This window comes from Mesorhizobium sp. M7A.F.Ce.TU.012.03.2.1 (genome assembly GCF_004006095.1).
In the GTDB taxonomy this organism is placed as follows: domain Bacteria; phylum Pseudomonadota; class Alphaproteobacteria; order Rhizobiales; family Rhizobiaceae; genus Mesorhizobium.
Window position 1 is genome coordinate 1,013,828 of the sequence record NZ_CP034779.1, and the last position, 25,500, is coordinate 1,039,327.

The 25,500-nt window shown below is 63.5% G+C and carries 26 protein-coding genes; 15 read left to right on the plus strand and 11 right to left on the minus strand.

The genetic code is table 11. The features are described from left to right. Positions 1-13 precede the first annotated feature (13 nt). From EJ079_RS04810 to EJ079_RS04830, 5 genes are read left to right on the plus strand one after another with little or no spacing between them, the layout of a single operon-like run. A complete protein-coding gene (locus EJ079_RS04810) occupies positions 14-1,063 on the plus strand; it encodes a serine kinase (protein ID WP_127808239.1) in 1,050 nt (349 codons plus the stop codon). Continuing rightward, the gene (locus EJ079_RS04815) at positions 1,060-1,812 is read left to right on the plus strand and encodes a glycosyltransferase family A protein (RefSeq protein WP_164873728.1); all 753 of its coding nucleotides are present in this window, start codon (positions 1,060-1,062) and stop codon (positions 1,810-1,812) included. Before EJ079_RS04810 ends, EJ079_RS04815 begins: the two co-directional genes overlap by 4 nt. Positions 1,813-1,867: 55 nt before the next feature. Next, a complete protein-coding gene (locus tag EJ079_RS04820) occupies positions 1,868-2,620 on the plus strand; it encodes a glycosyltransferase family A protein (RefSeq protein WP_127808240.1) in 753 nt (250 codons plus the stop codon). Then, entirely contained in the window at positions 2,620-3,297 is a 678-nt protein-coding gene (locus EJ079_RS04825; RefSeq protein ID WP_127808241.1) for a glycosyltransferase family A protein, read from the plus strand. Before EJ079_RS04820 ends, EJ079_RS04825 begins: the two co-directional genes overlap by 1 nt. Further along, a complete protein-coding gene (locus EJ079_RS04830; RefSeq protein ID WP_127808242.1) occupies positions 3,294-4,769 on the plus strand; it encodes a nucleotidyltransferase family protein in 1,476 nt (491 codons plus the stop codon). The genes EJ079_RS04825 and EJ079_RS04830 overlap by 4 nt, the downstream gene beginning before the upstream one ends. 19 nt (positions 4,770-4,788) lie before the next feature. Here the strand turns inward: EJ079_RS04830 and EJ079_RS04835 are convergent, their stop codons facing one another. The 8 genes from EJ079_RS04835 to EJ079_RS04870 all read right to left on the minus strand — a co-directional run bounded on the left by EJ079_RS04835 (position 4,789) and on the right by EJ079_RS04870 (position 11,590). Continuing rightward, positions 4,789-5,196: a type II toxin-antitoxin system VapC family toxin gene (locus tag EJ079_RS04835; protein ID WP_127267349.1), complete on the minus strand. Its 408-nt coding sequence runs from the start codon at positions 5,194-5,196 to the stop codon at positions 4,789-4,791. Next, positions 5,193-5,426, minus strand: coding sequence for an AbrB/MazE/SpoVT family DNA-binding domain-containing protein (locus tag EJ079_RS04840; RefSeq protein ID WP_127267350.1), 234 nt, complete (start codon positions 5,424-5,426; stop codon positions 5,193-5,195). The genes EJ079_RS04835 and EJ079_RS04840 overlap by 4 nt, the downstream gene beginning before the upstream one ends. Positions 5,427-5,526: 100 nt before the next feature. Then, on the minus strand, positions 5,527-6,273 hold the full coding sequence (locus tag EJ079_RS04845; RefSeq protein WP_127320468.1) for an FAD-binding oxidoreductase: 747 nt from the start codon (positions 6,271-6,273) through the stop codon (positions 5,527-5,529). After that, positions 6,270-6,881, minus strand: a complete 612-nt coding sequence (locus tag EJ079_RS04850; protein ID WP_127395761.1) for a molybdopterin-dependent oxidoreductase — start codon at positions 6,879-6,881, stop codon at positions 6,270-6,272. The genes EJ079_RS04845 and EJ079_RS04850 overlap by 4 nt, the downstream gene beginning before the upstream one ends. Before the next feature lie 150 nt (positions 6,882-7,031). Further along, positions 7,032-8,552 (minus strand): DegQ family serine endoprotease, encoded by a 1,521-nt coding sequence (locus EJ079_RS04855; protein ID WP_127395762.1) that lies wholly within the window; start codon positions 8,550-8,552, stop codon positions 7,032-7,034. A gap of 248 nt (positions 8,553-8,800) precedes the next feature. After that, positions 8,801-9,520 (minus strand): MBL fold metallo-hydrolase, encoded by a 720-nt coding sequence (locus EJ079_RS04860; protein ID WP_127328591.1) that lies wholly within the window; start codon positions 9,518-9,520, stop codon positions 8,801-8,803. A 35-nt stretch (positions 9,521-9,555) separates the two neighbouring features. Next, entirely contained in the window at positions 9,556-10,722 is a 1,167-nt protein-coding gene (locus tag EJ079_RS04865; protein ID WP_127808243.1) for a diphosphate--fructose-6-phosphate 1-phosphotransferase, read from the minus strand. 100 nt (positions 10,723-10,822) lie between these two features. Further along, positions 10,823-11,590 carry a L,D-transpeptidase gene (locus EJ079_RS04870; RefSeq protein WP_127322091.1) on the minus strand — a complete coding sequence of 256 codons (768 nt, stop codon included), beginning with the start codon at positions 11,588-11,590 and terminating at the stop codon, positions 10,823-10,825. Positions 11,591-11,828: 238 nt separating this feature from the next. On the opposite strand from EJ079_RS04870, the gene EJ079_RS34135 reads away from it, so the two are divergent. Then, on the plus strand, positions 11,829-11,951 hold the full coding sequence (locus EJ079_RS34135) for a hypothetical protein (protein ID WP_127270199.1): 123 nt from the start codon (positions 11,829-11,831) through the stop codon (positions 11,949-11,951). 96 nt (positions 11,952-12,047) lie between these two features. After that, positions 12,048-12,671, plus strand: a complete 624-nt coding sequence (locus tag EJ079_RS04880) for a LysE family translocator (protein ID WP_127808244.1) — start codon at positions 12,048-12,050, stop codon at positions 12,669-12,671. 49 nt (positions 12,672-12,720) lie between these two features. Here the strand turns inward: EJ079_RS04880 and EJ079_RS04885 are convergent, their stop codons facing one another. Beyond that, positions 12,721-15,510, minus strand: a complete 2,790-nt coding sequence (locus tag EJ079_RS04885) for an autotransporter outer membrane beta-barrel domain-containing protein (protein WP_127808245.1) — start codon at positions 15,508-15,510, stop codon at positions 12,721-12,723. A 226-nt stretch (positions 15,511-15,736) separates the two neighbouring features. On the opposite strand from EJ079_RS04885, the gene EJ079_RS04890 reads away from it, so the two are divergent. After that, positions 15,737-17,059 carry a tetratricopeptide repeat protein gene (locus tag EJ079_RS04890; protein ID WP_127808246.1) on the plus strand — a complete coding sequence of 441 codons (1,323 nt, stop codon included), beginning with the start codon at positions 15,737-15,739 and terminating at the stop codon, positions 17,057-17,059. An 82-nt stretch (positions 17,060-17,141) separates the two neighbouring features. Continuing rightward, on the plus strand, positions 17,142-18,596 hold the full coding sequence (xylB, locus tag EJ079_RS04895; protein WP_127808247.1) for a xylulokinase: 1,455 nt from the start codon (positions 17,142-17,144) through the stop codon (positions 18,594-18,596). Between the two features lie 197 nt (positions 18,597-18,793). Here the strand turns inward: xylB and EJ079_RS04905 are convergent, their stop codons facing one another. Beyond that, positions 18,794-19,156, minus strand: coding sequence for a nuclear transport factor 2 family protein (locus EJ079_RS04905; RefSeq protein WP_127269938.1), 363 nt, complete (start codon positions 19,154-19,156; stop codon positions 18,794-18,796). A 112-nt stretch (positions 19,157-19,268) separates the two neighbouring features. Between EJ079_RS04905 and xylA the strand changes: the two genes are divergently transcribed. From xylA to EJ079_RS04920, 3 genes are all read left to right on the plus strand, one after another. Continuing rightward, positions 19,269-20,594 (plus strand): xylose isomerase, encoded by a 1,326-nt coding sequence (xylA, locus tag EJ079_RS04910; protein ID WP_127328551.1) that lies wholly within the window; start codon positions 19,269-19,271, stop codon positions 20,592-20,594. 252 nt (positions 20,595-20,846) lie between these two features. After that, on the plus strand, positions 20,847-21,341 hold the full coding sequence (locus EJ079_RS04915) for an N-acetyltransferase (RefSeq protein ID WP_164873729.1): 495 nt from the start codon (positions 20,847-20,849) through the stop codon (positions 21,339-21,341). 160 nt (positions 21,342-21,501) lie between these two features. Then, positions 21,502-21,705, plus strand: coding sequence for a hypothetical protein (locus tag EJ079_RS04920; RefSeq protein ID WP_127398055.1), 204 nt, complete (start codon positions 21,502-21,504; stop codon positions 21,703-21,705). A gap of 14 nt (positions 21,706-21,719) precedes the next feature. Here EJ079_RS04920 and EJ079_RS04925 read toward each other — a convergent pair whose 3' ends face one another. Continuing rightward, positions 21,720-22,700 (minus strand): GlxA family transcriptional regulator, encoded by a 981-nt coding sequence (locus EJ079_RS04925; RefSeq protein ID WP_127398053.1) that lies wholly within the window; start codon positions 22,698-22,700, stop codon positions 21,720-21,722. Positions 22,701-22,828: 128 nt separating this feature from the next. Between EJ079_RS04925 and EJ079_RS04930 the strand changes: the two genes are divergently transcribed. From EJ079_RS04930 to EJ079_RS04940, 3 genes are read left to right on the plus strand one after another with little or no spacing between them, the layout of a single operon-like run. Then, positions 22,829-23,746, plus strand: a complete 918-nt coding sequence (locus EJ079_RS04930) for a 3-keto-5-aminohexanoate cleavage protein (protein ID WP_127808248.1) — start codon at positions 22,829-22,831, stop codon at positions 23,744-23,746. A 22-nt stretch (positions 23,747-23,768) separates the two neighbouring features. After that, positions 23,769-24,398 carry an HD domain-containing protein gene (locus EJ079_RS04935; protein WP_127269384.1) on the plus strand — a complete coding sequence of 210 codons (630 nt, stop codon included), beginning with the start codon at positions 23,769-23,771 and terminating at the stop codon, positions 24,396-24,398. Next, entirely contained in the window at positions 24,395-25,498 is a 1,104-nt protein-coding gene (locus EJ079_RS04940; protein ID WP_127269385.1) for a carnitine 3-dehydrogenase, read from the plus strand. The genes EJ079_RS04935 and EJ079_RS04940 overlap by 4 nt, the downstream gene beginning before the upstream one ends. Positions 25,499-25,500 lie beyond the last annotated feature (2 nt).

The window sequence follows — 25,500 nt, forward strand, 5'->3', positions numbered from 1 at the left end:
AACAGGCAAACCCATGCCGAACGTCACTCTCGAAAACTTGGTTGACTACGCACGTCATGTCCTGGCGCAAGCAGAGAGCAGCGCCGAGCATTATCCACTGACCCGCAAGGCGAGCTTGCCGCATCTGGATTTGACCGCGAATGTCAGCGCCGGCGCATTGGCGGATGCCGTCGCTCATGGCTTTGTCCCTGCTCCGGGCAACCGAACGCCTGCCGATATCTGCCGCGTCTTCGTCGCACATCCCGGCATAGACGGCATCGCGGCACCGGTCAGTTGGGGCCAGGGGCCCTTCACGCAGCATGGCTTCGCCACCCGGCTGGCGGAGGCCGGATTGCGCGGCAACCATTTTCACGACCTGGATTTCTGGCAGTTCTATGATCCGCAACGTCGCGTTGGGGTGCAGTTGATGGCTTCGGCCGATGCCTTTCCACCGTGGGAGCCGGGAGCGCCGCTGCGCCCCTTCCTCCATTGGGAATATGCGGCGCGCGGCATGCGCCTTGCCCATGCCGGCACGCTCGGGGCCAATGGCAAGGGCGTGCTGTTGGCCGGCGCGGGCGGGGCCGGGAAATCCGGAACCGTCGCCGCCGGCCTCCTCAACGGACTGGACAGCGTCGGCGACGACTATGTGCTGGTCGACCTCTCCAACGGGGTGACTGCCCGCCCACTGTTTTCAACACTCAAACAGGATCCCCAGGGGTTCGTTCGGCTTGGGCTGAAGCATCGGCTGAAAGCGCATGGTCCGCTCAACTGGCAAGGCAAGCATGCTTTTCACATTGATGACATCGCGCCTCGGCCGGTGCCCGAAACTCTGGACATCATCGCGCTGCTGGTGCCACATATCGGCGGAGGCGAGGCAAGTTCGATCGTGCCGGTGTCGCGCAGGGATGCCATGATTGCCTTGGCGCCGTCGGGCATAGCGCAGATGCCGGGCGAGCGGGAGAGCGGCTTTCGCTTCTTCAGCGACCTGACCCGCCTGCTGCCGTGCTATCGTCTGTCGCTGGGGACGCAGCCACAGGAGATAGCCGGTACGATTGCCGACTTTCTCACGCGGGGCGCTTCGTGAAACTGAGCGTGATAATGCCCGTCTACAACCGTGAGCGCTATGTCGTTTCGGCATTGCGCTCGCTGGTGCGGCAGCGGGACGCCGCCGATCTCGACATCATCGTCATCGACGACGGCTCGACCGACGGCTCTGCTGAGGCCGTGCGCTCGATGATGCGCGAAAACCCCTGCATCCGACTGTCCCAGCAATCCAACATGGGCGTGGCCAAGGCGCGCAACGCCGGGCTGCGGCAACTGCCGCCGGATGCGGAGTTCGTTTCGTTTCTGGATTCTGACGACATCTCGCTGGCCGGACGGTTCAAGAAGGACCTTGCACGCTTCAGAGCAGACCCCGGACTCGAGCTGACCTATTCGCTGATGACGCTGGTCGAGCGGATTGACGATGAGCGGCTGAAACCGGCAGCCGACAGCCGCACGATGACGCTTCGGGGAATTTCGCTGAGCGCCGCCGTGTTCAGCAGAGGGCTTGTCGACAGGACGGGCGAGTTCGATGAGGATTTCGAGCAGGCTGAGGATACCGACTATCTGCTGCGCGTTTTCGAGGCGGGACCGAACTACGAATTGTTGGACGCGGTCGCGATCTACTACCGACGCCATGCCGGAAATGTCACCAAGGAACATAGCGGCAGGGTCCGCAACCACTTGCGTGCAATCCACAAGTCGATGCGGCGGCGCAAGGCCGATCCGTCACGGCGAGAGGTCCAGGGCATCTTCGAATTGAAGAGTCCCACCGATTGGCGGATGCTATGATGCTCGACACAATCAAGTCGGATCAGCCAAGCCCGCAACGCTGCCGGAGACGCCCATGAAGCTGAGCGTCATCATGCCCGTCTACAATCGCGAACAATTCGTTGGCCTCGCGCTGCGCTCGCTGCTCAGGCAGCGCGAAGACATCGATCTCGACATCATCGTCATCGACGATGGGTCGACCGATGGTTCGGCAGCCGTCGTACGGTCGTTGATCGACGAGGCCCCGTGCATTCGTCTTTTCCAGCAGATCAATGGCGGGGTCACCAAAGCGCGCAATGCCGGGCTGAAGCAGTTGCTGCCGCAGACTCATCTGGTGTCGTTTCTCGATTCGGACGACATCTCCCCGACAGGGCGCTTCAAGGCGGATCTCGCTTGTTTCGGAGAGAATCCTGGCCTCGACCTGACCTATTCGCGCATGACGCTGGTCGACAAGATAGATGGCGAGACGCTGGAACCGGCCGCCGACAGCCACTCCATCACCGTGCGAGGGATCCACCTGTCCGCCGGGATCTTTGCGCGAAACCTCATCGAGCGCACCGGTGGTTTCGACGAGGATTTCAAACAGGCCGAGGACACCGACTATCTGTTGCGTATCTTTGAGAGCCAGACAAAATACGTTATGCCCGATACGGTGGCTCTCTACTACAGGCGTCATCCCGGCAACATGACCAAGGAAGCCGATGTGCCCTTTCGCGAGTTCATGCGCGCCCTTCACAAGTCGATGAAGCGTCGTAAGGCCGACCCCAACTTGCGCCGAGTGGAGGGAATCTTCGACTTCAAGGATCTCGCGCAGTGGCGGTTCCTTTGATGGCAGCCTACGGCGTCGTCATTCCGGCTTTCAACGCGGCCGCCACCATCGGCGCGGCCCTGAACTCCGTCCTGGCCCAGACGGCAAGGGCGGAGGCCGTCGTCGTGGTCGATGACGGTTCGACCGACGATACGGTTGCGGTGATCAATGCGATGAACTTGCCGGTGACGGTGCTGCGACAGGACAATGCCGGACCTGGCAGCGCAACGACCCGTGGCATTGCGGCACTCTCGACGCCGCTCATCGCGACGCTCGATGCCGACGATTTGTGGTTGGCGGACAAGATCGAAAAGCAGCTGGTCCATCTCGACCGTCATCCCGGGACAACGGGCGTCTTTACGCATTGGCGGACGTTTCGCGGCGACAGCCCCGATTTGCCCGATGCGACCAGTGGAGCTGGCTGGTCGCGCACGACGATGATGATCCGCCAAGAGGTGGTGCAGAGCGTCGGTCCCATCATCGACCCACCAGGCGGTCGCGGCGAGATGATCGACTGGATCGCCCGGGTTCGTGAGGCAGGCTTTGCCCTTGCCATGCTCGACGACGTGCTTGCATTGCGCCGCATCCGTCCGGGCAGCCTTTCCTACGGCCGCGATCCGGCACGCGACCGGGGCTACCTCCAGGTCGCAAGGCTCGCCATGCAGCGGCGAGCCCAGAACAAGGCAGGTTCCAGTTGAACGCCACGCCCGTTCGCCGCATCGGCCGCCGCTTCCCGGACTATGGCTGGTCGTGGCCCACCGGCCAGCTGGACCTGTTGCTGAAGGCGGCGCTGCTCTCCGATGAGGACGCAGCCGCTGCCTGTGCCGCGCGCTGGCTGGACGAGAACGACATCGATCTCGTCTCGTTTCGAGAACATCGCCTGCTCGCCGCCATCTCCGACAGGTTCGGCAGGAAGCTGGCCGGGCATGCCGCCCATCCGCGCCTCGTCGGCCTGCAGAAGATGCTGTGGACGAAGTCGCGCATGGCGATGCGCGAGGCCGAGCCGGCGCTGAAGGCGATGGCCGACGGCGGCGCCGACATCATGCTGATAAAGGGCGCCAGCCGCATTGCCTTGAACGCGTCGGCGCAGCGTGGCCGGGTGGCGCATGATATCGACATATTGGTGCGCCCGCGCGACATGGCTGCCGTCTTCGACATCTTGCGCGATCGCGACTGGCAGATCGCCTCGGGCGTCAGCGCGCAATATTTGCGAACCCGGTTGGCGTCGCTGCGGTCGATGAACTTCTTCAAGGGCCGTTTCGGTGACATCGACCTGCACCAGCTCGGCTATGACGGGTCGCAGACGAGCGCGGAAGACGACCTGGCGATCTGGCAACGGGCGGTCCCGGCACAATTCAGCGGCGTCGCGGTCTTCGTGCCGTCGCCGGCCGATCGCATGGCCCTGGCCATCGCCCATGGCGGCCTCGACGCCCATACCCACAGCGACTGGCTTGTCGACTGCGCGGTCGCCATTCATGGCGAAGACGTCGATTGGGACACGTTCCTCGACATCGTCGGCAGACGCGGCCTGGCGGTTCCAGCGGCGGTGGCGTTATCCTATCTAACGTTCGAGATCGGCATTCCGGTGCCGGAACCGACAATGGCCAGAATCTTGGACATGGCCGACGGGGTTGGCCTGTCGCGTTGGTCGTCGGTTCTGCAAGCCAAGCCGCGCACGGATTTCGGCGGCCTGGTCTGGCTATCGCGCGGGCTTGCCAAGCAGTTGCGCCTGAAGCGGAAGAAGGGCCGGTTGCAGCAGGAGCCGCCCGCCACACCTTGGCGCGGCAGATCGGCCGCGCGCAAGCCTCAAGCAGCATCGGCGCCTTTGGTGTTTTCGCAGGCCATCGCCTGTCCGCAAACGACCGGCGACATGATGCTCGAAATCATCGTCAGGATCGGCGTTCCGCCGGTCCGGCGCCGCATCGAGATGGAGATCAATGACGGTGGCGAGCATATTGCCCGCCTGCGCGCCATGGCCATCAGCCGGTCCGGCAGGGAACGCGTGCTGCATTTTCGCGGCAAGGTGACTCTCGACGGCGCGCGAGTTGCCTTGACGCTCGAGGCGCGACCATCGCGACAGTTTCGCGAGTGGAACGACGCGGCCACGGTGGCCGCCTATGGCGCCTTGCCTTTCCAGTTGCTGTCGGCGGATTTCTTTCCGGTCGGCTGAAGGAAGGCCCACCCGGCAGCTATAAGGCGTCGGGAGTGATCAGCCTCAAGGATGGGAAATAGGTCTGGTAGCGGCCGACATCACGGGTCAGAAGCGGAAGCTTGGTGACGGCGGCATGTGCGCCGATGAAGAAGTCAGGCAAGACGCCGGTCCTCGATCCTCCTGATCGGCGGTATTGCGTGAATACCTTTCCAGCAAGGAAAAGGGCGGCTCTTGGCATCGGAGCCATTTCGAGACCGGCCGCATCCAGAAATGCCTCAAGATCCTCGATTCTGATGTAGCGAACGGCAAGTTCTGCATAGACCGCATCATTGATCAACAATGGCCCATCGAGGCTTGCCGCCTCGAGTTGCGCGATCGACCAGCCCGCCCAATTGGGATCGTCCGTAACAAGGTCGAGCAGAACGTTGGTGTCGACGAACGTCACGCTCCGCCACGCGTCAGCGCCATGATAGCCTCGGTCGTGAGCCCCTCGCCGGCATGGCCGCGCAGATTGGCGAAGCGGCTCGCAGGCGGCTTTCTGTCAACCCGAGCCAACACCACGCTGCCATCGGCGGCGCGCCGGAAATCGACTCTGCTGCCCGGGACGATCCCCAGGAGGTCGCGGACGGGTTTGGGAATGGTCACTTGTCCCTTTGCCGTGACGGTGGTGGCCATCTTCACTCCTTGGTAATACCATATTCCGACAAGGTATTACCTCATCGGTCGATTTTCAAGGCTTGAAGCATCGTGTCTCGACCGAACCGCCAGAGTCCGTTCAAACTCCGTAGCGTTCGGTGCGAATGATTTCCGCTGCAACGCCGGCATCGATCAGCGCTTGGGCGGCCGCGGAAACGAAGGCGTTGGAGCCGCAGACGAAGGCGATGCCAGGCGGCTCCGGCAGCCGCGTCATGGCTTGAACCATCATCGCGACGTCTACCCGCCGCGCATAGTCGGCTGGACGGCGTGCGGCTTCGCGCGTCAGTGTCAGCATCAGGTCGAAGCCGTCCTGGCGTTCGTCGAGGGCGATCAACTCGTGACGAAAGATCACTTCGTCCCAGACCCGGACCGAAAAGACCAGGACGACGGGCACCGCTGAATTACGCGCGGCGCGGTGGCGGAGCATCGACATCAAGGGCACGACGCCCGAACCGCCGCCGACCAGAACAAGCGGTCCACTCTCATCCTCCGGCCAGACGAAATGCCCGCCAAGCGGCCCGCGCAGTTCGATTTCATCGCCCACTGCCGCGACCTCGTGGAAGAAGGGCGAGACCTCGCCATCGTCGAGTTTTTCGATCGCCAGTTCGATTGCGCCGCTCGTTTCGGGCGCGGAGGCGATGGAATAGGAGCGGCGCGCCTGATAGCCGTCCGGCGCCGTCAGCCTGACGTCGACATGCTGCCCGGCGCGATAGGCGAAGGGCCGAGACGGCTGGAAAAAGAAGCTGGTGACACGCGGCGTGCGCTTTTCGATGCGGACGATGCCGGCTGTTTGCCAGGGCGACTGCACTGCCGCCGCATCGCTCATGGATCGTCCGTGTAGCGCTGCTCGCGCCATGGGTCGCCATAGATATGGTAGCCGCGCAATTCCCAGAAACCGGGCTCGTCTCGCGTGGTGAATTGCAGGCCGTTCAACCATTTGGCCGACTTCCAGAAATAAAGATGCGGCACCAGCAGCCTTGCCGGGCCGCCATGGTCCGGTGTGATCGGCTTGCCTTCGTAGAGCAGCGCCACCATGGCCTTGCCGGCGGTGAGGTCCTTGACCGGCACGTTGGTGGTGTAGCCGTCGAACGCGTGCGCCAGCGTGAAGCCGGTCGGCGGCTCCAAACCGGCATCGGCAAGGATATCGTCGACCAGCACGCCTTGCCACGGCGTGTCGAACTTGGTCCATGCGGTCACGCAATGGATGTCGCGCGTCATCTTGTTCAGTGGCAGGGCGTTGAACTCGGCCCAGTTCCATTTCTTGATCGGGCGTGGCCCATGTTTCAGCGTGAAAGACCAATCCTCGGTACGCACGCGCGGCGTCGGACCGGCCGACAGCACCGGAAAACCCTGTTCCAGATATTGGCCCGGCGGGATGCGGGCATCGCCATCGGTTGGCGGGCGCCGTCCTGAAGAGAAACCTCGGGTGACCATAGCGGCAATCCCCATGCAATCAGGCCACTATCGGCCTGACGCAATGTTCTCGAAGATGCCCTGACGGGCAACCGAAATCTTGACGGGCGGAGACCGGCGGGATCGTCACCGATGGACCTGCCGGTCCCATGTTCACGTCAACGCCATTTCTCAGCCATTGGCGAAAGGCACCGCGATGTACATTTGAGCGTCGCCACGCTCGACCAGCAACAGCACCGATTTCCTGCCGGACTTGCCGGCCAAGGCGATCGCCTGGGTTACCTGCCTGGCGTTCTTGACCGGCACCTGATTGACGGCAACGATGATGTCGCCGGCCTGTATTCCGGAAGCGGCGGCCGCTTTGTCGGGGTTGACGCTGGCAACCACCGCGCCGTGCTGCTTGCCGGCTAGGTTCATCTGCTGGCGAATGTCGGGCGTTATATCCATCAAGCCGAGTCCTATCGCGGGAGCGCGCCCGGCGCTCGGCGCGTCGGACCCGTCGTCCAGCGACGCGGTCTTCGCATCGGCGCTGTTTTGGCCGACATCGACGGAAATCCGCATCGGCTTGCCTTTGCGCCAGACATCCACCGTTTCCCTGGCGCCCGGCGCGACATCGGCGACCGCCCGCGACAGGTCCTTGGGATCCTTCACGTCCTGCCCGGCAAAGCTGGTGATGACGTCACCCGTCTCGACGCCGGCCTTGGCCGCCGGCGAACCGTCGTTGACCTCTGAAACCAGCGCGCCGCCGGAATGGCCGAGCCCGATGGCGCTCGCGACATCGGGTGTCACCTCCTGGATCTGAACGCCGAGATAGCCGTATTGGATGGAGCCGCCCTTCATCAGCTTGGCGACCACCTTCTGGGCCTGATCCGACGGAATGGCAAAGCCGACGCCGACGCTGCCGCCATTGGGTGAATAGATCGCCGTGTTGATGCCGACGACATTGCCGGCGACATCCACCAGCGGACCGCCGGAATTGCCGTGGTTGATCGGCGCGTCGATCTGGATGAAATCGTCGAACGGGCCACTATGCAGGTCACGGCCGCGCGCTGAGACGATACCTGCCGTGACGGTGGTGCCGATGCCGAACGGATTGCCGAAGGCCAGCACCTGGTCGCCTGGCATGAGCTTGTCGGAATCGCCCCATTTGACGGTCGGCAGGGGTTTGTCCGACTTGACCTTGAGTACGGCGAGATCGTTCTTGGCATCGCGGCCGACAAGCTTGGCCGGAAGTTCGGTGCCGTCGTCGAGCGTCACCTTGATCGAAGAGGCACCATCGATGACGTGATTGTTGGTGACGACGGTGCCATCCGCGCCGACGATGAAGCCGGAACCCAGCGCCTCGGCGCGCTGCGGTTGCTGTTGTGGCGGCGTCTTCGGCGTCGGCATGCCCTGGTCACCGAAGAACTGGCGGAAATAGTCATCGAAAGGCGAGCCGCCGTCGAAAGGAGATGCATCGCTCATCGTTTCAGGCTGTGCCTTCATGACGGTGGTGACCGTCACCACCGCCGGCTTGTCGGCGGCAACGATGGGTGCGAACGAGCCATTGGGCGCGGTGATGCCGGCGACAGGCGTCTGGGTTGTCGGAATGGTGTTGCCCTCGCCTTGGGCGAAAGACATGACGAAGGGGGATATGATCAGCGCAGCGCCCAGCAAGGCCGCGACGCGATGCCTACGAAGGATATCTGACATGGTCGTTTGTCCGGGCGAGAGTTGATCCAGCGCCGTGGCCTCTCCCGTGCGGGGAAATCGGTCATCGGCGTGTCGAGGTCGCAATTGCCCGTCTCGCCTACATGGCAGCCAACCGGATCGACGGCCTTGCATCTAGGGCGCGGATTCGCCCGATTTAGGGTTTTAGGGCGACCTTACGAAGATTTAATATCCGCACGGCGGCAGGGCCGCAAAGTCGTTGGGCGGCACCTTGCTGTCTCGCTGGAGCCTCAGCCACCGGCGCTTCGCTCGAGATAGGCCGTGGCAATCTCGCGCATGCGCTTGCCGTCGAAGCTCGGTCCGTGTCCACCATGACCGATGCGGATCGGCAGGTCGAGCAGGCGCCGCATCGTGCTGACATAGGCGGCTCGGTCGGAATCCGGCAGGTCGTCGATCAGCATGGCGTCGTAGATGGCATCGCCGCTGAAGAACAGGCCGTCGACCTCGTCGAACAGCGCGATCGAATCCGGTGAATGGCCCGGCAAATGCAGCACGCGAAATTGCCGGTCGCCAAGATCGACGACATCGCCCTCGTCCAGGGTTCGCGTCAACGGCGCGGGCGGGATCCTGTAGTCGGCCGACTTCCATCCGGGCGCCGGCAGTTTCGAGACGGCACCGTCGAGGTCATGGAACATGTAGGCGTAGGTCGCGGCCTCATCCATGGTCTCGAACCGGGCCGCGCTCATCCTTGGCCCGGCCCGCAACGGGAATTCATGCAGCGAGCCGACATGGTCGAGATGGATGTGGGTGGCAACGACCAGCAGCGGCTTGCCTTCCGCCGTCTCGATCTGCGGCGCCAGCGGACAGATGCCCATGCCGGTGTCGACGAGCAGGTCGGCATCGCGACCGCGCAGATGCCAGATATTGGCCCGAACATAGGCATGGACGAAGGGCTCGGTCAGCATCGTCGTCTTGTCGTCGACGACGCTCCTGCTGAACCAGTCGGGCATCACCTGTGAGCCGGGCATCAAGTGTGAGCCCGGCATCAGACGAAGGGCTTCCCGACCTTGTACTTTTCCGGCACCAGCCGCTTGAGATAGGCCATGCCGGCATCCGACAGCTGATTGACATCGGGCTTCATGAAATCGTCCGGCATGTGGCGTGTCTTGCCGGCGACGTTCTTGAGCGGCACTTTCTTCAGCACCGTTCTGGTGCCGTCATATTGCAACGCCACCGAGCCGCCGCCCTGTTCGGCGACGGTGACGGCGAAAGCGCCGGCATCGAACGCCTCCTGCGCGTCGACCGCGCTGATGGCGCCGATATAGCCGCGCGGCATGTAGCCGAGCGCATCGACGCGGGCCCGCTTGCCCGGCAGGCCTTCCGCCAACGCGCGCTCGAGTGCGGCCGGCAGGTCGCTGCCCGACAGCTTGACGTTGCCATGCGCGTCGCGCTCAAGCTTGTCCGGCGGCACCAGGCTTTCGACCAGCGCCTTGCCGTCGGCGGTGCTGACGCCTTCCGAAACGGCGACGATGCAGCGCTTGTGGCGATCGAGCGTGGCACGCACGTCGTCGATAAAGCCGGCGGCCGAGAATGGGCGCTCGGGCACGTAGACGAGGTGCGGGCCGCTGTCGGGGTCGAGCTGCCAGGCGGCCGCGGCCGCGGTCAGGAAGCCCGCATGCCGGCCCATGACGATGCCGACATAGATGCCGGGCAGCGCACGAAAATCGAGATCGACGGACAGGAAGGCGCCGGCGACGAACTCGGCCGCCGAAATGAAGCCCGGCGTGTGGTCGTTTTCCTCGAGATCATTGTCGATGGTTTTTGGCGCATGGACGAAGGCAATTGAGCCGCCGGCGGCATCGGTCAGGATCTGCTGGGTACCCGACGTGTCGTTGCCGCCGATATAGATGAAGGCGTCGGCGCCGGCCTTCTTCAGGCCGTTGAGGATGACATCGCAATAGGCGGCGTCGGGCTTGTCGCGGGTCGAGCCGAGGGCGGCGCTCGGCGTGCCGGCAATCAGCCGCAGCCGGTCCTCGGGGATGGCGGAAAGGTCGATATAATTGCCGTCACGGATGCCGCGCACACCATGGATGGAGCCCAGCACCTTGGCACCGGGATGCCGCTTGCGGACCTCCAGTGTCGCCCCGACAACCGTCTGGTTGATGACGGCGGTTGGGCCGCCGCCCTGCGCGATGACAAACGTTCCAGCCATGCTTGATTTCTCCCGGCGCGATGGTTTTCAAGGCACCTTGGCCTGTCTTGCCGCATCGCGCAACGGGAGTTTCGAGCGGCGCCAACACGCCGCATAAGCGTCAGACGACGACGACCGGATTTTTTTTGGAGACGCGGCTGTAGAGGTCGATGATGTCCTGGTTGATCAGGCGCACGCAGCCCGACGACATCGCCTGGCCGATGCTCCACCATTCGGGCGAGCCGTGGATGCGATAGCCGGTGTCCTTGCCGTCCTGGTAGATGTAGAGGGCACGCGCGCCGAGCGGATTGGTGAGGCCGCCGGGCTGTCCGGCTTGCCATTTCACCAGTTCAGGCTTGCGGGCAATCATCTCCGGCGGCGGCGTCCAGGTCGGCCATTCCCTGCCGTACTGGATGTTGGCGCGACCCGACCAGCGGAAGCCATCCTTGCCGATGCCGACGCCGTAGCGAATGGCGTCGCCACCCGGCTGGACGAGATAGAGCATGCGCTCCTTGAGATGGACGACGATGGTGCCGGGCGCCTCGCCTGTCGTGTCGACGACGATCTGGCGACGGAATTCCGGCTTGACCTTCAGATATGGCACTTCCGGCACGTTGAAGCCGCCGTCGGTCAGCCCGGCATACATGACGCCGGGGCTGGTGATGTTCTTGTCGACGCTGATGCTTGGCCGGATCGGCCGCACGGAACCCGTGGTGACGTCGTCGAGCTCGAGCGCCGGCAGACCCAAGCCCGAGGTCGAGCAACCGGCGGCGCTCAGCAGCGCGAGCGCCCCTGCCCCGGACAGGATGGCGCGGCGGGAAAGATGATGATCGGTTTCGATTGCGTCGCCATTTCGCGGCGGCGTCAGACCTTGCGGCAACTCACGCATATACCCAGACCCTACGCTGTCGGCGGGAAGCACGGTCCGGCCGGATAGCGGGCATTTTCATCATTCATGGTTGATAAAGCGTGAAGACGTTGCACAGCCTGCATTTGCGCATGGCCTTGACGATGTCCGACCTTCTTGCCTGGGCTTGAACGAAGGCTGCTGCACAAAAAGACCTCGGCCGGGTCATATTCCCGGCGCCGGCGTTTCCTACTCCTCGAACCATCAGCGAGGGGCCTCCATGTGCAAGATCTTAAAAACCGACATCAAGCTTTTTGCCGCTGCCATTGTCGCGGCGGCAACCGTTCTCGGTGCCAATGTCAGCCTGGCCGATATCGTGAGCACGCTGAGCGGCGCGAACTGACACCGATCTGCCGCTGGCGCAGTCAGGGAAATCGCCTCTTTACATTCTCCTGGGCCTGAGGATTTATCCTCTTCTTTAAGCTCAAGGGAGACGAGCATGTCCTTCGAAAACTGGGCCGCCTTCGCCGCCGCGTCGACGATCCTCCTCATCATTCCGGGTTCGACCATCCTTCTCGTCGTGTCCTACGCGTTGGGCCAGGGCTGGCGCACCGCTCTGCCTATGGCAATCGGCGTGGCGCTGGGCGACTTCACCGCGATGACCTTGTCGATGCTGGGCATCGGCGCGCTGCTGGCAGCTTCGGCTGGTGTCTTCACCATCCTGAAGCTGATCGGCGCCGGCTATCTGATCTATCTCGGCGTGAAACTGTTTCGCGCCGGCGGCGCGCTGAAAGCCGAACCGCGCACCGACGCGGTCTCCTCGGCCAAGATGATGGCGCACGCCTGGCTGGTCACCGCGCTCAACCCGAAAAGCATCACCTTCTTCGTCGCCTTTCTGCCGCAGTTCCTCGACCGGCACGCCGATTTCTGGACGCAGATGCTGATCTTCGAGACGACCTTCCTGGCGCTCGCCTTCGCCAATGCCTTTGGCTATGCGCTGATCGCCTCACGCGCACGCAACGTGGTGCGCAATCCCAAGGCGATCCGGATCTTCAACCGCACCGGCGGCACGCTGCTGGTCGGCGCCGGCATCGCCACGGTGGCGATGCGTTCCAGCAATTAGCTGTCTTTTTGCTCATGACCCCGAAATTGTTTTCGGGTCATGATCAACCTTACCATTTGACGCTGAACCCAAGATTGCCTTCGAGTATCCGACGCTCGTCGCCGCCGAGATTGGTGGTGTAGTCGCCGGTGGCGAAGATGCTGACCTTGTCCGTCACCTTGGCGATCACACCGCCACCGAATTCGAACGAGGTCGATCTGCCCTCGGTGGAGATATCGGTGGTGTCGAAATTGACATGGCTCGTGCCGCCGAAATCGTGCCAGATGTTGGCCTTTAGGTACGGCTGCAGCGCCATGCCATTGATCGTTGTTTCGCCTTGCAGCCGTGCGCCGAGCCGGCCGGTCACGTTGCCGTCGGTATCGAAGGAAACCGAAGCAAAGCGGTCCGATGCATCGTCGAGCGACAGTTGCTGCCAGACCAGTTGCGCCTGCGGTTCAAGCGTCCAGCCTTGCCCCAGCGCGATGGGATAGCCGCCTTCCAGCGAAGCGGTGACACCGGTCCCGCCGACGTCGATGCCGATGCCGCGCGACGATGTTGCGTCTCCGCCGAAGAAGGTGGCCATGAGGACGCCGTCCAGGTACCAGCCACCCTGACCGATCCGGGTCCAGTAGCCGCCGACGCTGGTGCCGTTGATATCCATGCTGCCGACGGACAGATTGTCCCAGCCCAGCGCCTGGCCGCGCACGTCGCCATTCATGCTGGCATAGGCGACGAACAGGCCGGCGCGATCGGTCTGGCCCGACGCGGTTTCGCGGCCGAACAGATCGAAGCCCGCCTGGAGGCCGAACAGGGTGCCGTCGAAGGACGGCGATACGGTTCCTGAATACGCCATCTTGCTGTCCTGGCCGAAGATGCGGCCCCAGACCGGCGACAGCTCGGTGTTCGACAACAGGCTCTGCTCGCCGCGCCGTTCGTGGAAGGTGCCGAGCGTCGTCATCGCCAGATGTTCGGCGACCGGGGGCAAGGCGGAATAGACCGGAACCTCGATGCGATAGAGCAGGATCTCCTCGCCCGCCGCCGGTGTCGGCAGGTCAGGCACATCCGTTGGCACAACCGGCGGCGGCGGGGGCGGATCCGCAACTGGTGCCGGCGGTGGTGCCGGCGGCGGCTCGGGCTCCGGATCGGCGGCCTGCACCGGCGGTGTCGGATCGACCGGCGGGTTGTTGATGTCGCCCTCGGTCGGAGGCGGCGTCGGCGGCAGCTCGGAAGGCGGCGGCGGCGGCGGTTCGGCCGCCGGCGGCTCTGGTTCCGGCGGCGCAGTAGGTTCCAGCGCCGGCGGGGCGGCGGCCGGAGGGGCCGGCGTGTTCAGCGTCGAGCGCAGGTACCAGTTCTCCTCGCTGCCGGCGCTGACGCCGCCCTTGAACAGATAATATTCAAAGGCACCGGCGGCGACCGGGGCGTCGAGCGCGAATGTCGTGGCGCCCGAGGTGGCGCCGTTGATTGCCTGGACGACCATGATGCCGTCCTGCGTGGTCGCAGCCCCCGCGCCGCCGAGATTGACCACGGAGATCCCGGTCGAACCGGAAGCCGTTCCGCTCGACAGGACCAACTTGTCGGATGCGGAGGAATCGTCACCGAGCTCGGTCTGGATAAGCAGCAGGCCCCCCAGCCCGACATAATTGCCCGAAATCGTCAGGCTGTCGGTGGCGCCGGTGCTGCCATTGGTCAGGTCGATGCGGCCGGCATTGGTGACCTGCGCCAACTGGCCTGCCGTAAACGCCTGGATCGCCGCATTGAAGCCGCCGCCATAGAGCGTGCTTGCGGCATCGACACTGAGCGAACCTGTGCCGGTGCCGCTATCGCCGAGCACCAGATTGCTGTCCATCGTCAGTTCGGTGTCGTTGGTGGCGTCGATGCTTTCCCAGTTCTGGAGCCGGCTGACCCCATCCAGTTTGACGTTGTCCAGTGTCAGCGCGTCGGTACCGAGGCCGCCTGATATGGCATCCGTGGCACCGAGATTGGCGTTGGTGAGGTTGCTGAGCCTGGCGGTGTCGTTGTCGCCGCCGAGATCGACGGCGCCATAGATGATGCCGCCACCGTTCCAGACGAAATCGTCGGCGCCAAAGCTCATCAGTATATCGCCACCGACCGTGCCGCCGGTGACCGTGACGCTGTCATTGCCGCCGCTGACGCTGATGTTGCCGCCGATGGTGCCGCCCGATAGGATGATCGTGTCCTTGTCGAAGCCGGTGACGAGGTTGCGGTCGATGGTGCCGCCGGACATGTTGAAATAGTTCTGGTCGAGCTTCATGTTGACGCGGCCGATGCGGCCACCGGTCATCACGGCGCGGTCGCCATCGTCGAAGAAATCGACGATGCGTCCGCCGGTCATGGTGAAGGTGTCGAGGCCGTCGCCCTGGTTGAGCGAGCCGATCTGGCCGCCGCTCATGTTGAAGTCGTCGATGCCGGCGCCCTGCTGGACATTGCCGCCGACGGTCCCCGCGCCAATGGTGAAGAAATCCGTACCGCCGCCCTGATCGACGGTGCCGGTGATGGTGCCGGACTGCATGTCGATGCGGTCCGTGCCGACACCAAAGGTCACGTTGCCTGATATCTGCCCGGTGCCGCCGGCGGGAAAATTCAGCGTGTTATCGCCATCGGCATCGGTGAGGCTGCCGCCCGAGTCGCCGCTATCGCAGGTGTAGACGGTATTTCCGGCGATTGGGCCCAGCACGCATGCGGCAAACGCAGCTGAATTGGGCAGCAACGCAAAGGCCGTAGTTGAGAGGATGCTAATAAGCCAAGGGTGTAGCGGATGCGGCTTTCGCCGTGGCGAAGCAACTGTCACCTGCGCATCCTCCGAACGACTGTTCGGAAGCGAGTTCTTCATATGCCACATCGCGTCCCCTCTCGATTCGCGATTTCCAGCCCCCGCCAGTCGCCGTAATGAAGACACAATTCATTCGATTTTACAAAGCCTAATCTGCCCCGCATGGTTGCTAAACTGCAAAGACTACTGAAATGATCTGGCGTAGCGCACGGTTGGCGTGTCCGTGGCCCATGCTTTAGGATCGGTTTGGGCCGAAGGATCGAGGCCCTGTCACGGATCGATGAAAGGACATCGCATGGCAGCCAGGGACGCATTCGGCCTGACGCTTTCGGGTGCAACGGAGGCGGGGTTCGCCCCCTACAGCCAGGCAGTGCGCGAACTGCAGTGCTTCATCGGCGATCCCGTGGCGTCCATCGACCACGCCATCGCGGAAGATCCCGGCTTCGTCATGGCGCATGTCTTCAAGGGCTATCTGTTCGGCCTCGCCACCGAGCGGGAGGCGACAGCGGTGGCCAAGGCTTGCCATGAGGCGTCACTGCCGCTTGCCGCGACCACGCGCGAGCGGGCGCATGTCACAGCCCTGGGTCATCTCGCCAACGGACGCTGGCATCAAGCCAGCCGCATTCTCGAGGACATCACCATCGAGACCCCGCGCGACGGGCTGGCGCTGCAGGTCGGCCACCAGATCGATTTCTTCACCGGCAATGCACGCATGCTGCGCGACCGCATCGCACGCGCCCTGCCGTCCTGGCAAAGCGGCATGCCCGGCTACCACGCCATGCTCGGCATGCACGCCTTCGGGCTGGAGGAAATGGGTGACTATGTCAGGGCCGAGCAGCTTGGCCGCGCGGCGGTCGACTTCGAGCCGCGCGACGGCTGGGCGCAGCATGCCGTCGCCCATGTCATGGAAATGCAGAGCCGGCAAAGGGATGGCATCGCCTGGATGCTGACCAACCCGGAAGCGTGGACAAGGGAGAGTTTCCTGCAGGTCCACAATTGGTGGCACCTGGCGCTGTTCCACTATGATCTCGGCGAGACCGACGCGGTGCTGGCCCTCTATGACGGCCCCATCTACATCGTGCAATCGACGATGGCGCTCAACATGGTCGATGCCTCGGCAGTCCTGTGGCGGCTCGCCCTCGGCGGCGTCGATGTCGGCGACCGCTGGGCGGCGCTCGCCGCCAATTGGCATAAGGCCGGCGCCGGCAATTATGCCTTCAACGATGCCCACGCGATGATGGCCTTTGTCGGTGCAGGGTTAGATGCGCCGGCCCTCGCTTTGCTTGAGGCTCAGCGCGAGGCCATGCGTGGCAGCGACGACAATGCGGCTTTCACGCGGGATGTCGGCCATCCGCTGACGCTCGCCATCAAGGCATTCGGTGAGGGCAGTTACGCCGAGACCGTGCGCCTGATCCGGCCGATCCGATCGATCTCCCATCGCTTCGGCGGCAGCCACGCCCAGCGCGATGTTATCGACCTGACGCTGATCGAGGCAGCGTTGCGCGCCGGTGACGGTGCGCTGGCCAGGGCGCTCACGGCCGAGCGTTCGATGGCGCGGCCCGACAGTCCGCTGTCAGCGCTGTTTGTGCGACGCGCCGCCGATTTGTCGGAGAATTGACCCGAAGCGGATCTTGTTTTAAAAACTGGCCAAGCCAGATTTTTTCGAGACCCGAAAAAATTAACTGGCGTGGGAGGAAGACATGTATCTGGGCCTCGATCTCGGGACGTCGGGCGTCAAGGCGCTGCTGATCGTTGCCGGGCAAACCGTCGTCGGTTCCGGCCATGGTTCGCTTGATGTTTCACGGCCGCATCCCGGCTGGTCGGAACAGAATCCCGAGCACTGGATCCGGGCCTGCGAAGACGCAATTGCCGAGCTCAAATCCTCCCATCCGGATGAACTCGCGGCAGTCAAGGGCATTGGCCTGTCCGGGCAGATGCATGGCGCCACGCTGCTCGACGCCGCCGACAAGGTGCTGCGTCCCTGCATCCTGTGGAACGACACGCGCAGCCATGCCGAGGCGGCTGTCCTCGATGCCGATCCGCGCTTCCGCGCTCTGACCGGCAACATCGTCTTTCCCGGTTTCACCGCGCCGAAACTTGCCTGGGTGAAAAACAACGAACCCGCTCTCTTCGCCAAGGTCGCAAAAGTGCTGCTGCCCAAGGATTTCCTGCGGCTCTGGCTTTCGGGCGAACACATTTCGGAGATGTCGGATTCTGCCGGTACCTCCTGGCTCGATGTCGGCAACCGGCGCTGGAGTACGGACCTGCTCGCAGCGACGTCGCTCGACGAGGAGCAGATGCCGTCGCTGGTCGAGGGTACGCACAAGGCAGGCGCACTGCGCAGTGAATTGGCCTCGAAATGGGGCGTCCAGGCCGGCATTCCAATCGCCGGCGGCGCCGGCGACAATGCGGCCTCGGCCTGCGGCATGGGCACGGTCGGCGCCGGCCACGCTTTCGTCTCGCTCGGCACATCGGGCGTGCTGTTTGCCGCCAACGCTTCCTACCTGCCCAACCCGGCTAGCGCGGTTCACACCTTCTGCCACGCCCTGCCGAACACCTGGCACCAGATGGGGGTCATCCTGTCGGCAACGGATTCGCTCAATTGGCTGTCCGAAATCACCGGGAAGAGCGCCGGCGAATTGACCGCTGAACTCGGCGACACATTGGAGGCGCCCAGCGGCGTGTCCTTCCTGCCTTATCTCTCGGGTGAGCGCACACCCTACAATGATGCCGCCATTCGCGGCGCGTTCGCCGGGCTGGCGCATGAATCGAGCCGTGCCGTGCTGACCCAGGCCGTGCTGGAGGGTGTGGCCTTTGCCTTCCGCGACAGCCTCGACGCCCTGGCGAAGGCCGGCACGAGTTTGACGCGGGTGACGGCGATCGGCGGCGGTTCCCGCTCGCGCTACTGGCTGAAGGCGATTGCCACCGCGCTTCAACTGCCTGTCGACATTCCCGCCGACGGCGACTTCGGCGCCGCCTTTGGCGCCGCACGGCTCGGCCTGATCGCTGCGACTGGTGCCGATCCCCTGGAAGTCTGTACGGCACCGAGGACGGATGCCACGATCGAACCGGACGCGGCGCTTGGCGGCGTCTATGCCGATGCCTATCAGCGCTACCGGGAGCTGTACCCGGCGATCAGGGCTGTAACCGCGTGATTCAGTGCGAGGCGCCCCCCTCTGCCCTGCCGGGCATCTCCCCCTCTAGGGGGGAGATCGGCAGCGTTGACGGCTTTACTCGTCTTGCAAGGTTGATAATTAGCGATGGCGGGAAAGACAGCCAATCTCCCCCCTTGAGGGGGAGATGGCCGGCAGGCCAGAGGGGGGCGCTTCGCACCCGCCTCGCCCAGAAGTCCTTACTGCGCAGGCACCTTGTCGAGAAAGCCGGTGACGCTCTTCAGGCGGCCGTTCTCGATGATTCCGATGTCGGTACCTTCGATCACCGATGGCGTCCCCTCAGGCCCGAGATTCCACGAGAAGCGGATCTTGTCGGCAAAACCGTCCGGCGTGCCCTTCAGCGAGAACCGGAAGCCGGCAAAGCGCTGCTGCACGCCGTCGATCAGAGCCGCGACGCCTTCATGGCCGTCGCCCTGCATGAGCGGATCACGATAGCTGACGTCTTCCGTGAAGGTCGCCTTGAGCAATTCGGTCCGGCGGACGGCATCGCTTTCGTTCCAGGCGGTGATGTAGTTTTCAGCGATCTTGGTGAGGTCGGTCATGGTCTGTCTCCTTCATTTGACGGTTTTGACATGACCCTTTTCAACCGGCGCTGGCCTGAAACCAATTACGCCTGAGGTAATGGCGGCAGAACTTTGTGAGAGGACAGAAATCATGAGCAGCGGATTTTTCGGCGACATCAAGAAAATCAAATATGAAGGGCCGGATTCGACCAATCCGCTGGCCTATAGGTTCTACAATCCCGACGAGCTCGTCGCCGGCAAACGGCTGGAAGACCATCTGCGCTTCGCCGTCGCCTACTGGCACTCCTTTGCCTGGCCGGGCGGCGATCCGTTCGGCGGCCAGACCTTCGACCGGCCGTGGTTCCCCAAGGCAGGTGGCACCGACACGATGGAGCTGGCAAAGCTGAAAGCGGACGTCGCCTTCGAGATGTTCTCGCTGCTCGGCGCGCCCTATTTCTGCTTCCACGACGCCGATGTGCGGCCGGAAGGCAAGGATTTTTCCGAAAGTGCCGCGCGCCTCGACGAGATCGCCGATTACTTCGCGGGGAAGATGAAGCAGACCGGCGTCAAGCTGCTTTGGGGCACCGCCAATCTGTTCTCCAATCGCCGCTTCATGTCGGGGGCGGCCACCAATCCCGATCCGGATGTCTTTGCCTACGCAGCGGCGACGGTAAAAAGCTGCATCGACGTCACCAAGCGGCTGAAGGGCGAAAACTACGTGCTGTGGGGCGGGCGCGAAGGCTATGAGACGCTGCTCAACACCGACCTCGCGCGCGAGCAGGAACAGGCCGGCCGGTTCCTCAGCATGGTCGTCGACTACAAGCACAAAATCGGCTTCAAGGGCGCGATCCTGATCGAGCCGAAGCCGCAGGAGCCGACCAAGCATCAGTATGATTACGATGTCGCCACGGTCTACGGCTTCCTCAAGCGCTTCGGGCTGGAGAAGGAGGTCAAGGTCAATATCGAGCAGGGCCACGCCATCCTGGCCGGCCATTCCTTCGAGCACGAACTGGCTCTGGCCAATGCGCTCGGCATTTTCGGTTCGATCGATATGAACCGCAACGACTATCAGTCGGGATGGGACACCGACCAGTTCCCCAACAACGTGCCGGAAATGGCACTGGCCTACTACCAGGTCCTGCAGGCCGGCGGCTTCAAGACCGGCGGCACCAATTTCGACGCCAAGCTGCGCCGCCAGTCGCTCGATCCGCAGGACCTGCTGATCGGCCATATCGGCGGCATGGACTCTTGCGCACGTGGCCTGAAAGCCGCGGCCCGCATGGTTGAGGACAAGGCGCTATCGGCGCCGCTGGCCGAACGTTATGCCGGCTGGAACACGGCCGAGGGCAAGGCGATGCTCGCCGGCAAGCGCACGCTTGAGGATATCGCCGAGCGTGTCGTCAAGAAGAAGATCGAGCCGCAGCCGAGGTCCGGCCGCCAGGAACTGCTGGAAAATATCGTCAACCGCTACGTGTAAGGCGCGCGCCGCTCCATCTCTGGACCGACATCCGGCACCACTGGATGAAAGCCGCCGCCATCGCTATCTGCTAGTCAGCCCACTTCGCGAGAGGCTGCCGAGGATCGCACAGATCTTCGGCAGCCAGCGTGAGATCAAGATGCCACGCGTGTCGCCGAAAGAGAGCCCGTGCGGCAGCCTTTATTTTTATGCATGTCGTCATCCCAAAACCGCTGGCACTTTTGGGCGACATGCATTGGCGGGAGACGGAAAATGGCAGAGGATCGAATCATCGTGCGCCCGGCGCAGGCGAGCGATATTCCGGCGTTGAAGCAGGTGCTGCAGGAAACGTTCGAAGGCACATGGCTGCCGAACATCACCGAAGCAGCGGCGCGGTGCTATGTCGAGACGGATATTGGCGGGCGCTATGTCGACCGGAGCTGGCCTGAGTTCGCCGTTGCCGAGATCGATGGCGAGGTCGCCGGCCTGATCCATTGGCGCGCGGATTTCATCGAGGCCCTGCACGTCATGGCATCCCGTCAAGGCCAAGGTGTCGGCCGCAAGCTGCTTTCCCATGCCGAACAGGCAATCGGCACCGCCGGGTTGGCGCAGGCGCGGCTGGAAACCGACACGTTCAACCTGCCGGCACAAGCCCTCTACAAGGCGGTCGGCTATGTCGAGAAAAACCGCTATCCAGACGACGAATGGGACAGTGGCTTTACCACGAGTGCTGTTCGAAAAGCGGCTGTAGATCTCTCCTTGACCTGACCTGCCAAGGCGCAGGAACAGCTTTGCGCATGGCCCGGTCCCGCGACACGGTTTTGCCCTTCGACGCCCTTCAATGACCTCGCTCTTGCCTTCAAACAGCCGTCACGAATCTCGTATAAGACTGGCTCGTGGCGGGAGAGGAAGAAGGAGGCGAACCGATATGCAGAACGAACGTGAAATCGACGCCCTGCTCTCACCTGGCGAGGCTGGATCGATCATCGACCGGCTGATGGCGATGCCGCGGAAAACGGACGACGCCAAGATTTCGAATGAATGGGATCGCGCCGTGGCCAGCCGCTTCGAGACCCGTCTGGCCAGACAGATGCGCTCGCAAATCGACGGCGACCGCCAGAACGCGGCCTGATCGCGCGTTGAAACCTACCCCCTCCGCAACCTGACCGGCGCTTCGCCGAAAGTCTTTGAAAACGCCCTCGAAAATGCCGCGGCGGACGAGAACCCGGTCCGCCCGGCAATGTCGGCCATGGCAACCCTTGTATCGACCACCAGCCGGCGCGCGGCACCGAGGCGCAGCCTGAGATAATAGGCGCCCGGCGTCTCGCCGATCGACTTGCGAAAGATGCTCTCCAATGTCCGCGCCGTCACCCCGGCGCGCTTTGCCACTGCTTCTATGGTCAGCGGCTGGTCGACATGCGCTTCCATCAGCCGGATGGCTTGCGCAAGGCGCGGGTCGTAGCCGTCGAGCCGGCCGAGCGAGACCAGCGGCTGTGCGTCGGTGGCGGCGCGCGCCTGGTCGTAGATGAAGACGCTGGCGACATCGAGTGCGACGGCCATGCCGAGCCGCGTACGGATGAGATGCAGCATCAGGTCGAAGGTCGGCGACGCGCCACCCGACGTGAACACCGGCCCGTCGATGACATAGCGGTCAGGGCGGACATCGACGCCGGGAAAGGCCGAGGAAAAATCCTCCATGTCCTCCCAGTGGGTGGTGGCGCTGCGCCCTTCCAGCAGGCCGGCGCGAGCCACCAGCCAGGTGCCCGCCTCGACACCGCCGCAAGCACGCGCCGTGCGTGCCGCCCGGCGCAGTCCGGACAACAGAGCCGACGTTGCATAATTCTGGGTGCCGAAGCCGGCGACGACGACAAGGACGTCGGTTGGCTCGCCCGCGTCGAAACGGCCACTGACCGCCACCGGCAGGCCGCATGTGGTGACCGGAGCCTCGCCGGTCACCGAGACCAGCCGAAAATCGAACAGGGTCTCGCCGGAGATGCGGTTGGCGGCCCGCAGTGGATCGACGGCGGATGCGACGCACATGATGGACGAGCCGGAAAACACCAGCAGCGTCACCTTGAGCGGCGAGCGCTCGGCGCGAAAGATCGTCGGTTTTTCGCTTTTCGTCATGGAAGCTTCGTAAAACGCAAAACAGTTTCCGGCAAGTCGGGCATTGTTGTGGTCATCTTTGTGCATGTCGTTATCCCAAAACCGGTTCCCACTTTTGGGCGACATGCATACTATTGGAGGAGAATTCCATGCCGCTTGCGATGAACCGCGAGGTCTTCATTACCTGTGCCGTGACTGGGTCCGGCGGGTCGCAGGACCGCAGCCCTCATGTGCCGCGCTCGCCAAAGCAGATCGCCGATTCGGCCATCGACGCGGCCAAGGCTGGCGCCGCAATCGTGCACTGCCACGTCCGCGACCCCGAAACCGGCAAGCCCAGGCGCGATGTGCATCTCTACCGCGAAGTGACCGAGCGCATCCGCGAGGCAGAAGTCGACGTCATCCTCAACCTGACCGCCGGCATGGGCGGCGACATGGTGTTCGGATCGCCGGAAGCGCCGCTGCCGCTCAACGAAAAAGGCACAGACATGGGCGGCGCCACCAACCGCATGGAACATGTGCGCCAATGCCTGCCGGAAATCTGCACGCTCGACTGCGGCACCATGAATTTCGCCGAGGCCGACTATGTCATGACCAACACGCCCGGCATGCTGCGCGCCATGGGCGGCATGATGACGGCGCTCGGCGTCAAGCCGGAGATCGAGGCCTTCGACACCGGTCATCTGTGGTTCGCCAAGCAGCTGGTCGAGGAAAAGGTGCTCAATCCGGATGCACTGGTGCAGCTCTGCATGGGCGTGCCGTGGGGCGCGCCCGACGACCTCAACACCTTCATGGCGATGGTCAACAATGTGCCGTCGACCTGGAACTGGTCGGCCTTTGCCATCGGCCGCAACCAGATGGCCTATGCTGCTGCGGCGGTGCTGGCCGGCGGCAATGTCCGCGTCGGTCTCGAAGACAATCTCTGGCTCGACAAGGGCGTACTGGCGACCAATGCGCAGTTGGTCGAGCGCGCCGCCAGCATCGTCACCAATCTCGGCGCCAGGATCCTTGGGCCGGAAGAGGTACGGCAGAAGCTCAACCTCACCAAGCGGGCGCCGATCGCGGCATAAATTATTCGTCGGGAGGGTCGGCATGACTACCGTAAAATTCACCGCAATGAAGGATGGCGACCGGGACGACTACGAGTTCCTGACCGCGCATGAGATCGACTATGCCGCCAGGACCGGCGAGCGGCTGCTCGATGCGCTGGTGCAGCTCGACGCGGGCCTTTCGGGCTACAAGATCACCCGGCTCGGCCATTCGCTGCAGGCGGCGACGCGTGCCTGGCGCGACGGCGCCGACACCGACTGGATCGCCTGCGCGCTACTGCACGACATCGGCGACATCTATGCGCCTTACAATCACGACGAATATGCCGCTTCGATCCTGAAACCCTTCGTGCGCGAACAATGCACTTGGGTGGTGGAGAAACATGGCGACTTCCAGCGGCTCTACTATGCCCATCACCTCGGCGGTAACCGCCATGCGCGCGACCGCTTTGCCGGCCACGCCTATTTCGACGATTGCGACCAGTTTTGCGAACGCTGGGACCAGTCCAGCTTCGACCCCGATTATGACACGCTGCCGATCGAATTCTTCCGGCCCTTCGTCCTCGAAGTCTTTGCCCGCAAGGCATACGACCCGTCCGTGATCCGCGCCGGCGAACGCGTGCCGCTCATAGATCCCACAACCGCCATGACCAGAACCGGAGCTTCCGCATGAGCATCATCAACAAGGCAGCCGCCATCGGTGGCGGCGTCATCGGCGCCGGCTGGGTGGCGCGGCTGCTGCTCAACGGCATCGACGTGTCGATCTTCGATCCCGATCCCGAGGCGTCGCGCAAGGTCGGCGAAGTGATGAAGGGCGCGCGCCGCGCCTACAAGCAGATGGTACCCGGCGGTTTGCCAAAAGAGGGCAAGCTGACCTTTGCCAAGACCATCGCCGAGGCAGTGGCCGATGCCGATTTCATTCAGGAAAGCGTGCCGGAACGGCTCGACCTCAAGCACCGGGTGCTCGCCGAGATCGATACCCACGCGCCGGCCAATGCGATTGTCGGTTCCTCGACCTCCGGCATCAAGCCAACCGACATGCAGGTGGCGATGAAGAAGCATCCGGAGCGGCTGGTCGTCGGCCATCCGTTCAACCCGGTCTATCTCCTGCCGCTGGTCGAGATCGTGGGCGGCGAGCAGACCTTTCCCGAGGCGATCGAGGTCGCCAAGGAGATGTATGCCTCGATCGGCATGAAGCCGGTCGTCATCCGCAAGGAGATCGAGGCCTTCGTCGGCGACCGCCTGCTCGAAGCGGCATGGCGCGAGGCGCTGTGGCTGATCAAGGACGGCATCTGCACGGTCGAGGAACTCGACGACATCATGCGCTACGGCTTCGGCCTGCGCTGGGCGCAGATGGGCATGTTCCAGGTCTATCGCGTCGCCGGTGGCGAGGCCGGCATGCGCCACTTCATGGCGCAGTTCGGGCCCTGCCTGAAATGGCCATGGACCAAGCTGATGGATGTGCCGGAGTTCAACGACGAACTGGTCGACCTGATCGCCACGCAATCGGACGACCAGGCACATGGGCTGTCGATCCGCGAACTGGAAAAAATCCGCGACGACAATCTGGTCGCCATCATGGATGCGCTGTCGAAGCAGAACAAAGGCAAGGGCTGGGGCGCCGGCGCCCTGCACAAGGACTATACCAGGCAGCTGGCCAAGCTGGCGGCGAAGAAGCCCACAGCCTCCAAGGCTGCCGAGAAGGCCAAAGCCTTGAAACCGGTCAAGAAAGCCGAAAAGCCGAAGAAAAAGCCCGGCAAGAAGAAAGGCTGAGA

Coding starts and splice junctions, on each gene's coding strand:
- EJ079_RS04810 (WP_127808239.1), top strand. CDS start 14: ATGCCGAACGTCACTCTCGAAAACTTGGTTGACTACGCACGTCATGTC.
- EJ079_RS04890 (WP_127808246.1), top strand. CDS start 15,737: ATGGCAGCCAGGGACGCATTCGGCCTGACGCTTTCGGGTGCAACGGAG.
- EJ079_RS04920 (WP_127398055.1), top strand. CDS start 21,502: ATGCAGAACGAACGTGAAATCGACGCCCTGCTCTCACCTGGCGAGGCT.
- EJ079_RS04845 (WP_127320468.1), bottom strand. CDS start 6,273: ATGAGCGATGCGGCGGCAGTGCAGTCGCCCTGGCAAACAGCCGGCATC.
- EJ079_RS04880 (WP_127808244.1), top strand. CDS start 12,048: ATGTCCTTCGAAAACTGGGCCGCCTTCGCCGCCGCGTCGACGATCCTC.
- EJ079_RS34135 (WP_127270199.1), top strand. CDS start 11,829: ATGTGCAAGATCTTAAAAACCGACATCAAGCTTTTTGCCGCTGCCATT.
- EJ079_RS04905 (WP_127269938.1), bottom strand. CDS start 19,156: ATGACCGACCTCACCAAGATCGCTGAAAACTACATCACCGCCTGGAAC.
- EJ079_RS04935 (WP_127269384.1), top strand. CDS start 23,769: ATGACTACCGTAAAATTCACCGCAATGAAGGATGGCGACCGGGACGAC.
- EJ079_RS04820 (WP_127808240.1), top strand. CDS start 1,868: ATGAAGCTGAGCGTCATCATGCCCGTCTACAATCGCGAACAATTCGTT.
- EJ079_RS04855 (WP_127395762.1), bottom strand. CDS start 8,552: ATGTCAGATATCCTTCGTAGGCATCGCGTCGCGGCCTTGCTGGGCGCT.
- EJ079_RS04860 (WP_127328591.1), bottom strand. CDS start 9,520: ATGCCCGACTGGTTCAGCAGGAGCGTCGTCGACGACAAGACGACGATG.
- EJ079_RS04940 (WP_127269385.1), top strand. CDS start 24,395: ATGAGCATCATCAACAAGGCAGCCGCCATCGGTGGCGGCGTCATCGGC.
- EJ079_RS04885 (WP_127808245.1), bottom strand. CDS start 15,510: ATGTGGCATATGAAGAACTCGCTTCCGAACAGTCGTTCGGAGGATGCG.
- EJ079_RS04840 (WP_127267350.1), bottom strand. CDS start 5,426: ATGGCCACCACCGTCACGGCAAAGGGACAAGTGACCATTCCCAAACCC.
- EJ079_RS04925 (WP_127398053.1), bottom strand. CDS start 22,700: ATGACGAAAAGCGAAAAACCGACGATCTTTCGCGCCGAGCGCTCGCCG.
- EJ079_RS04850 (WP_127395761.1), bottom strand. CDS start 6,881: ATGGTCACCCGAGGTTTCTCTTCAGGACGGCGCCCGCCAACCGATGGC.
- EJ079_RS04930 (WP_127808248.1), top strand. CDS start 22,829: ATGCCGCTTGCGATGAACCGCGAGGTCTTCATTACCTGTGCCGTGACT.
- EJ079_RS04915 (WP_164873729.1), top strand. CDS start 20,847: ATGGCAGAGGATCGAATCATCGTGCGCCCGGCGCAGGCGAGCGATATT.
- xylA (WP_127328551.1), top strand. CDS start 19,269: ATGAGCAGCGGATTTTTCGGCGACATCAAGAAAATCAAATATGAAGGG.
- xylB (WP_127808247.1), top strand. CDS start 17,142: ATGTATCTGGGCCTCGATCTCGGGACGTCGGGCGTCAAGGCGCTGCTG.
- EJ079_RS04870 (WP_127322091.1), bottom strand. CDS start 11,590: ATGCGTGAGTTGCCGCAAGGTCTGACGCCGCCGCGAAATGGCGACGCA.
- EJ079_RS04825 (WP_127808241.1), top strand. CDS start 2,620: ATGGCAGCCTACGGCGTCGTCATTCCGGCTTTCAACGCGGCCGCCACC.
- EJ079_RS04865 (WP_127808243.1), bottom strand. CDS start 10,722: ATGGCTGGAACGTTTGTCATCGCGCAGGGCGGCGGCCCAACCGCCGTC.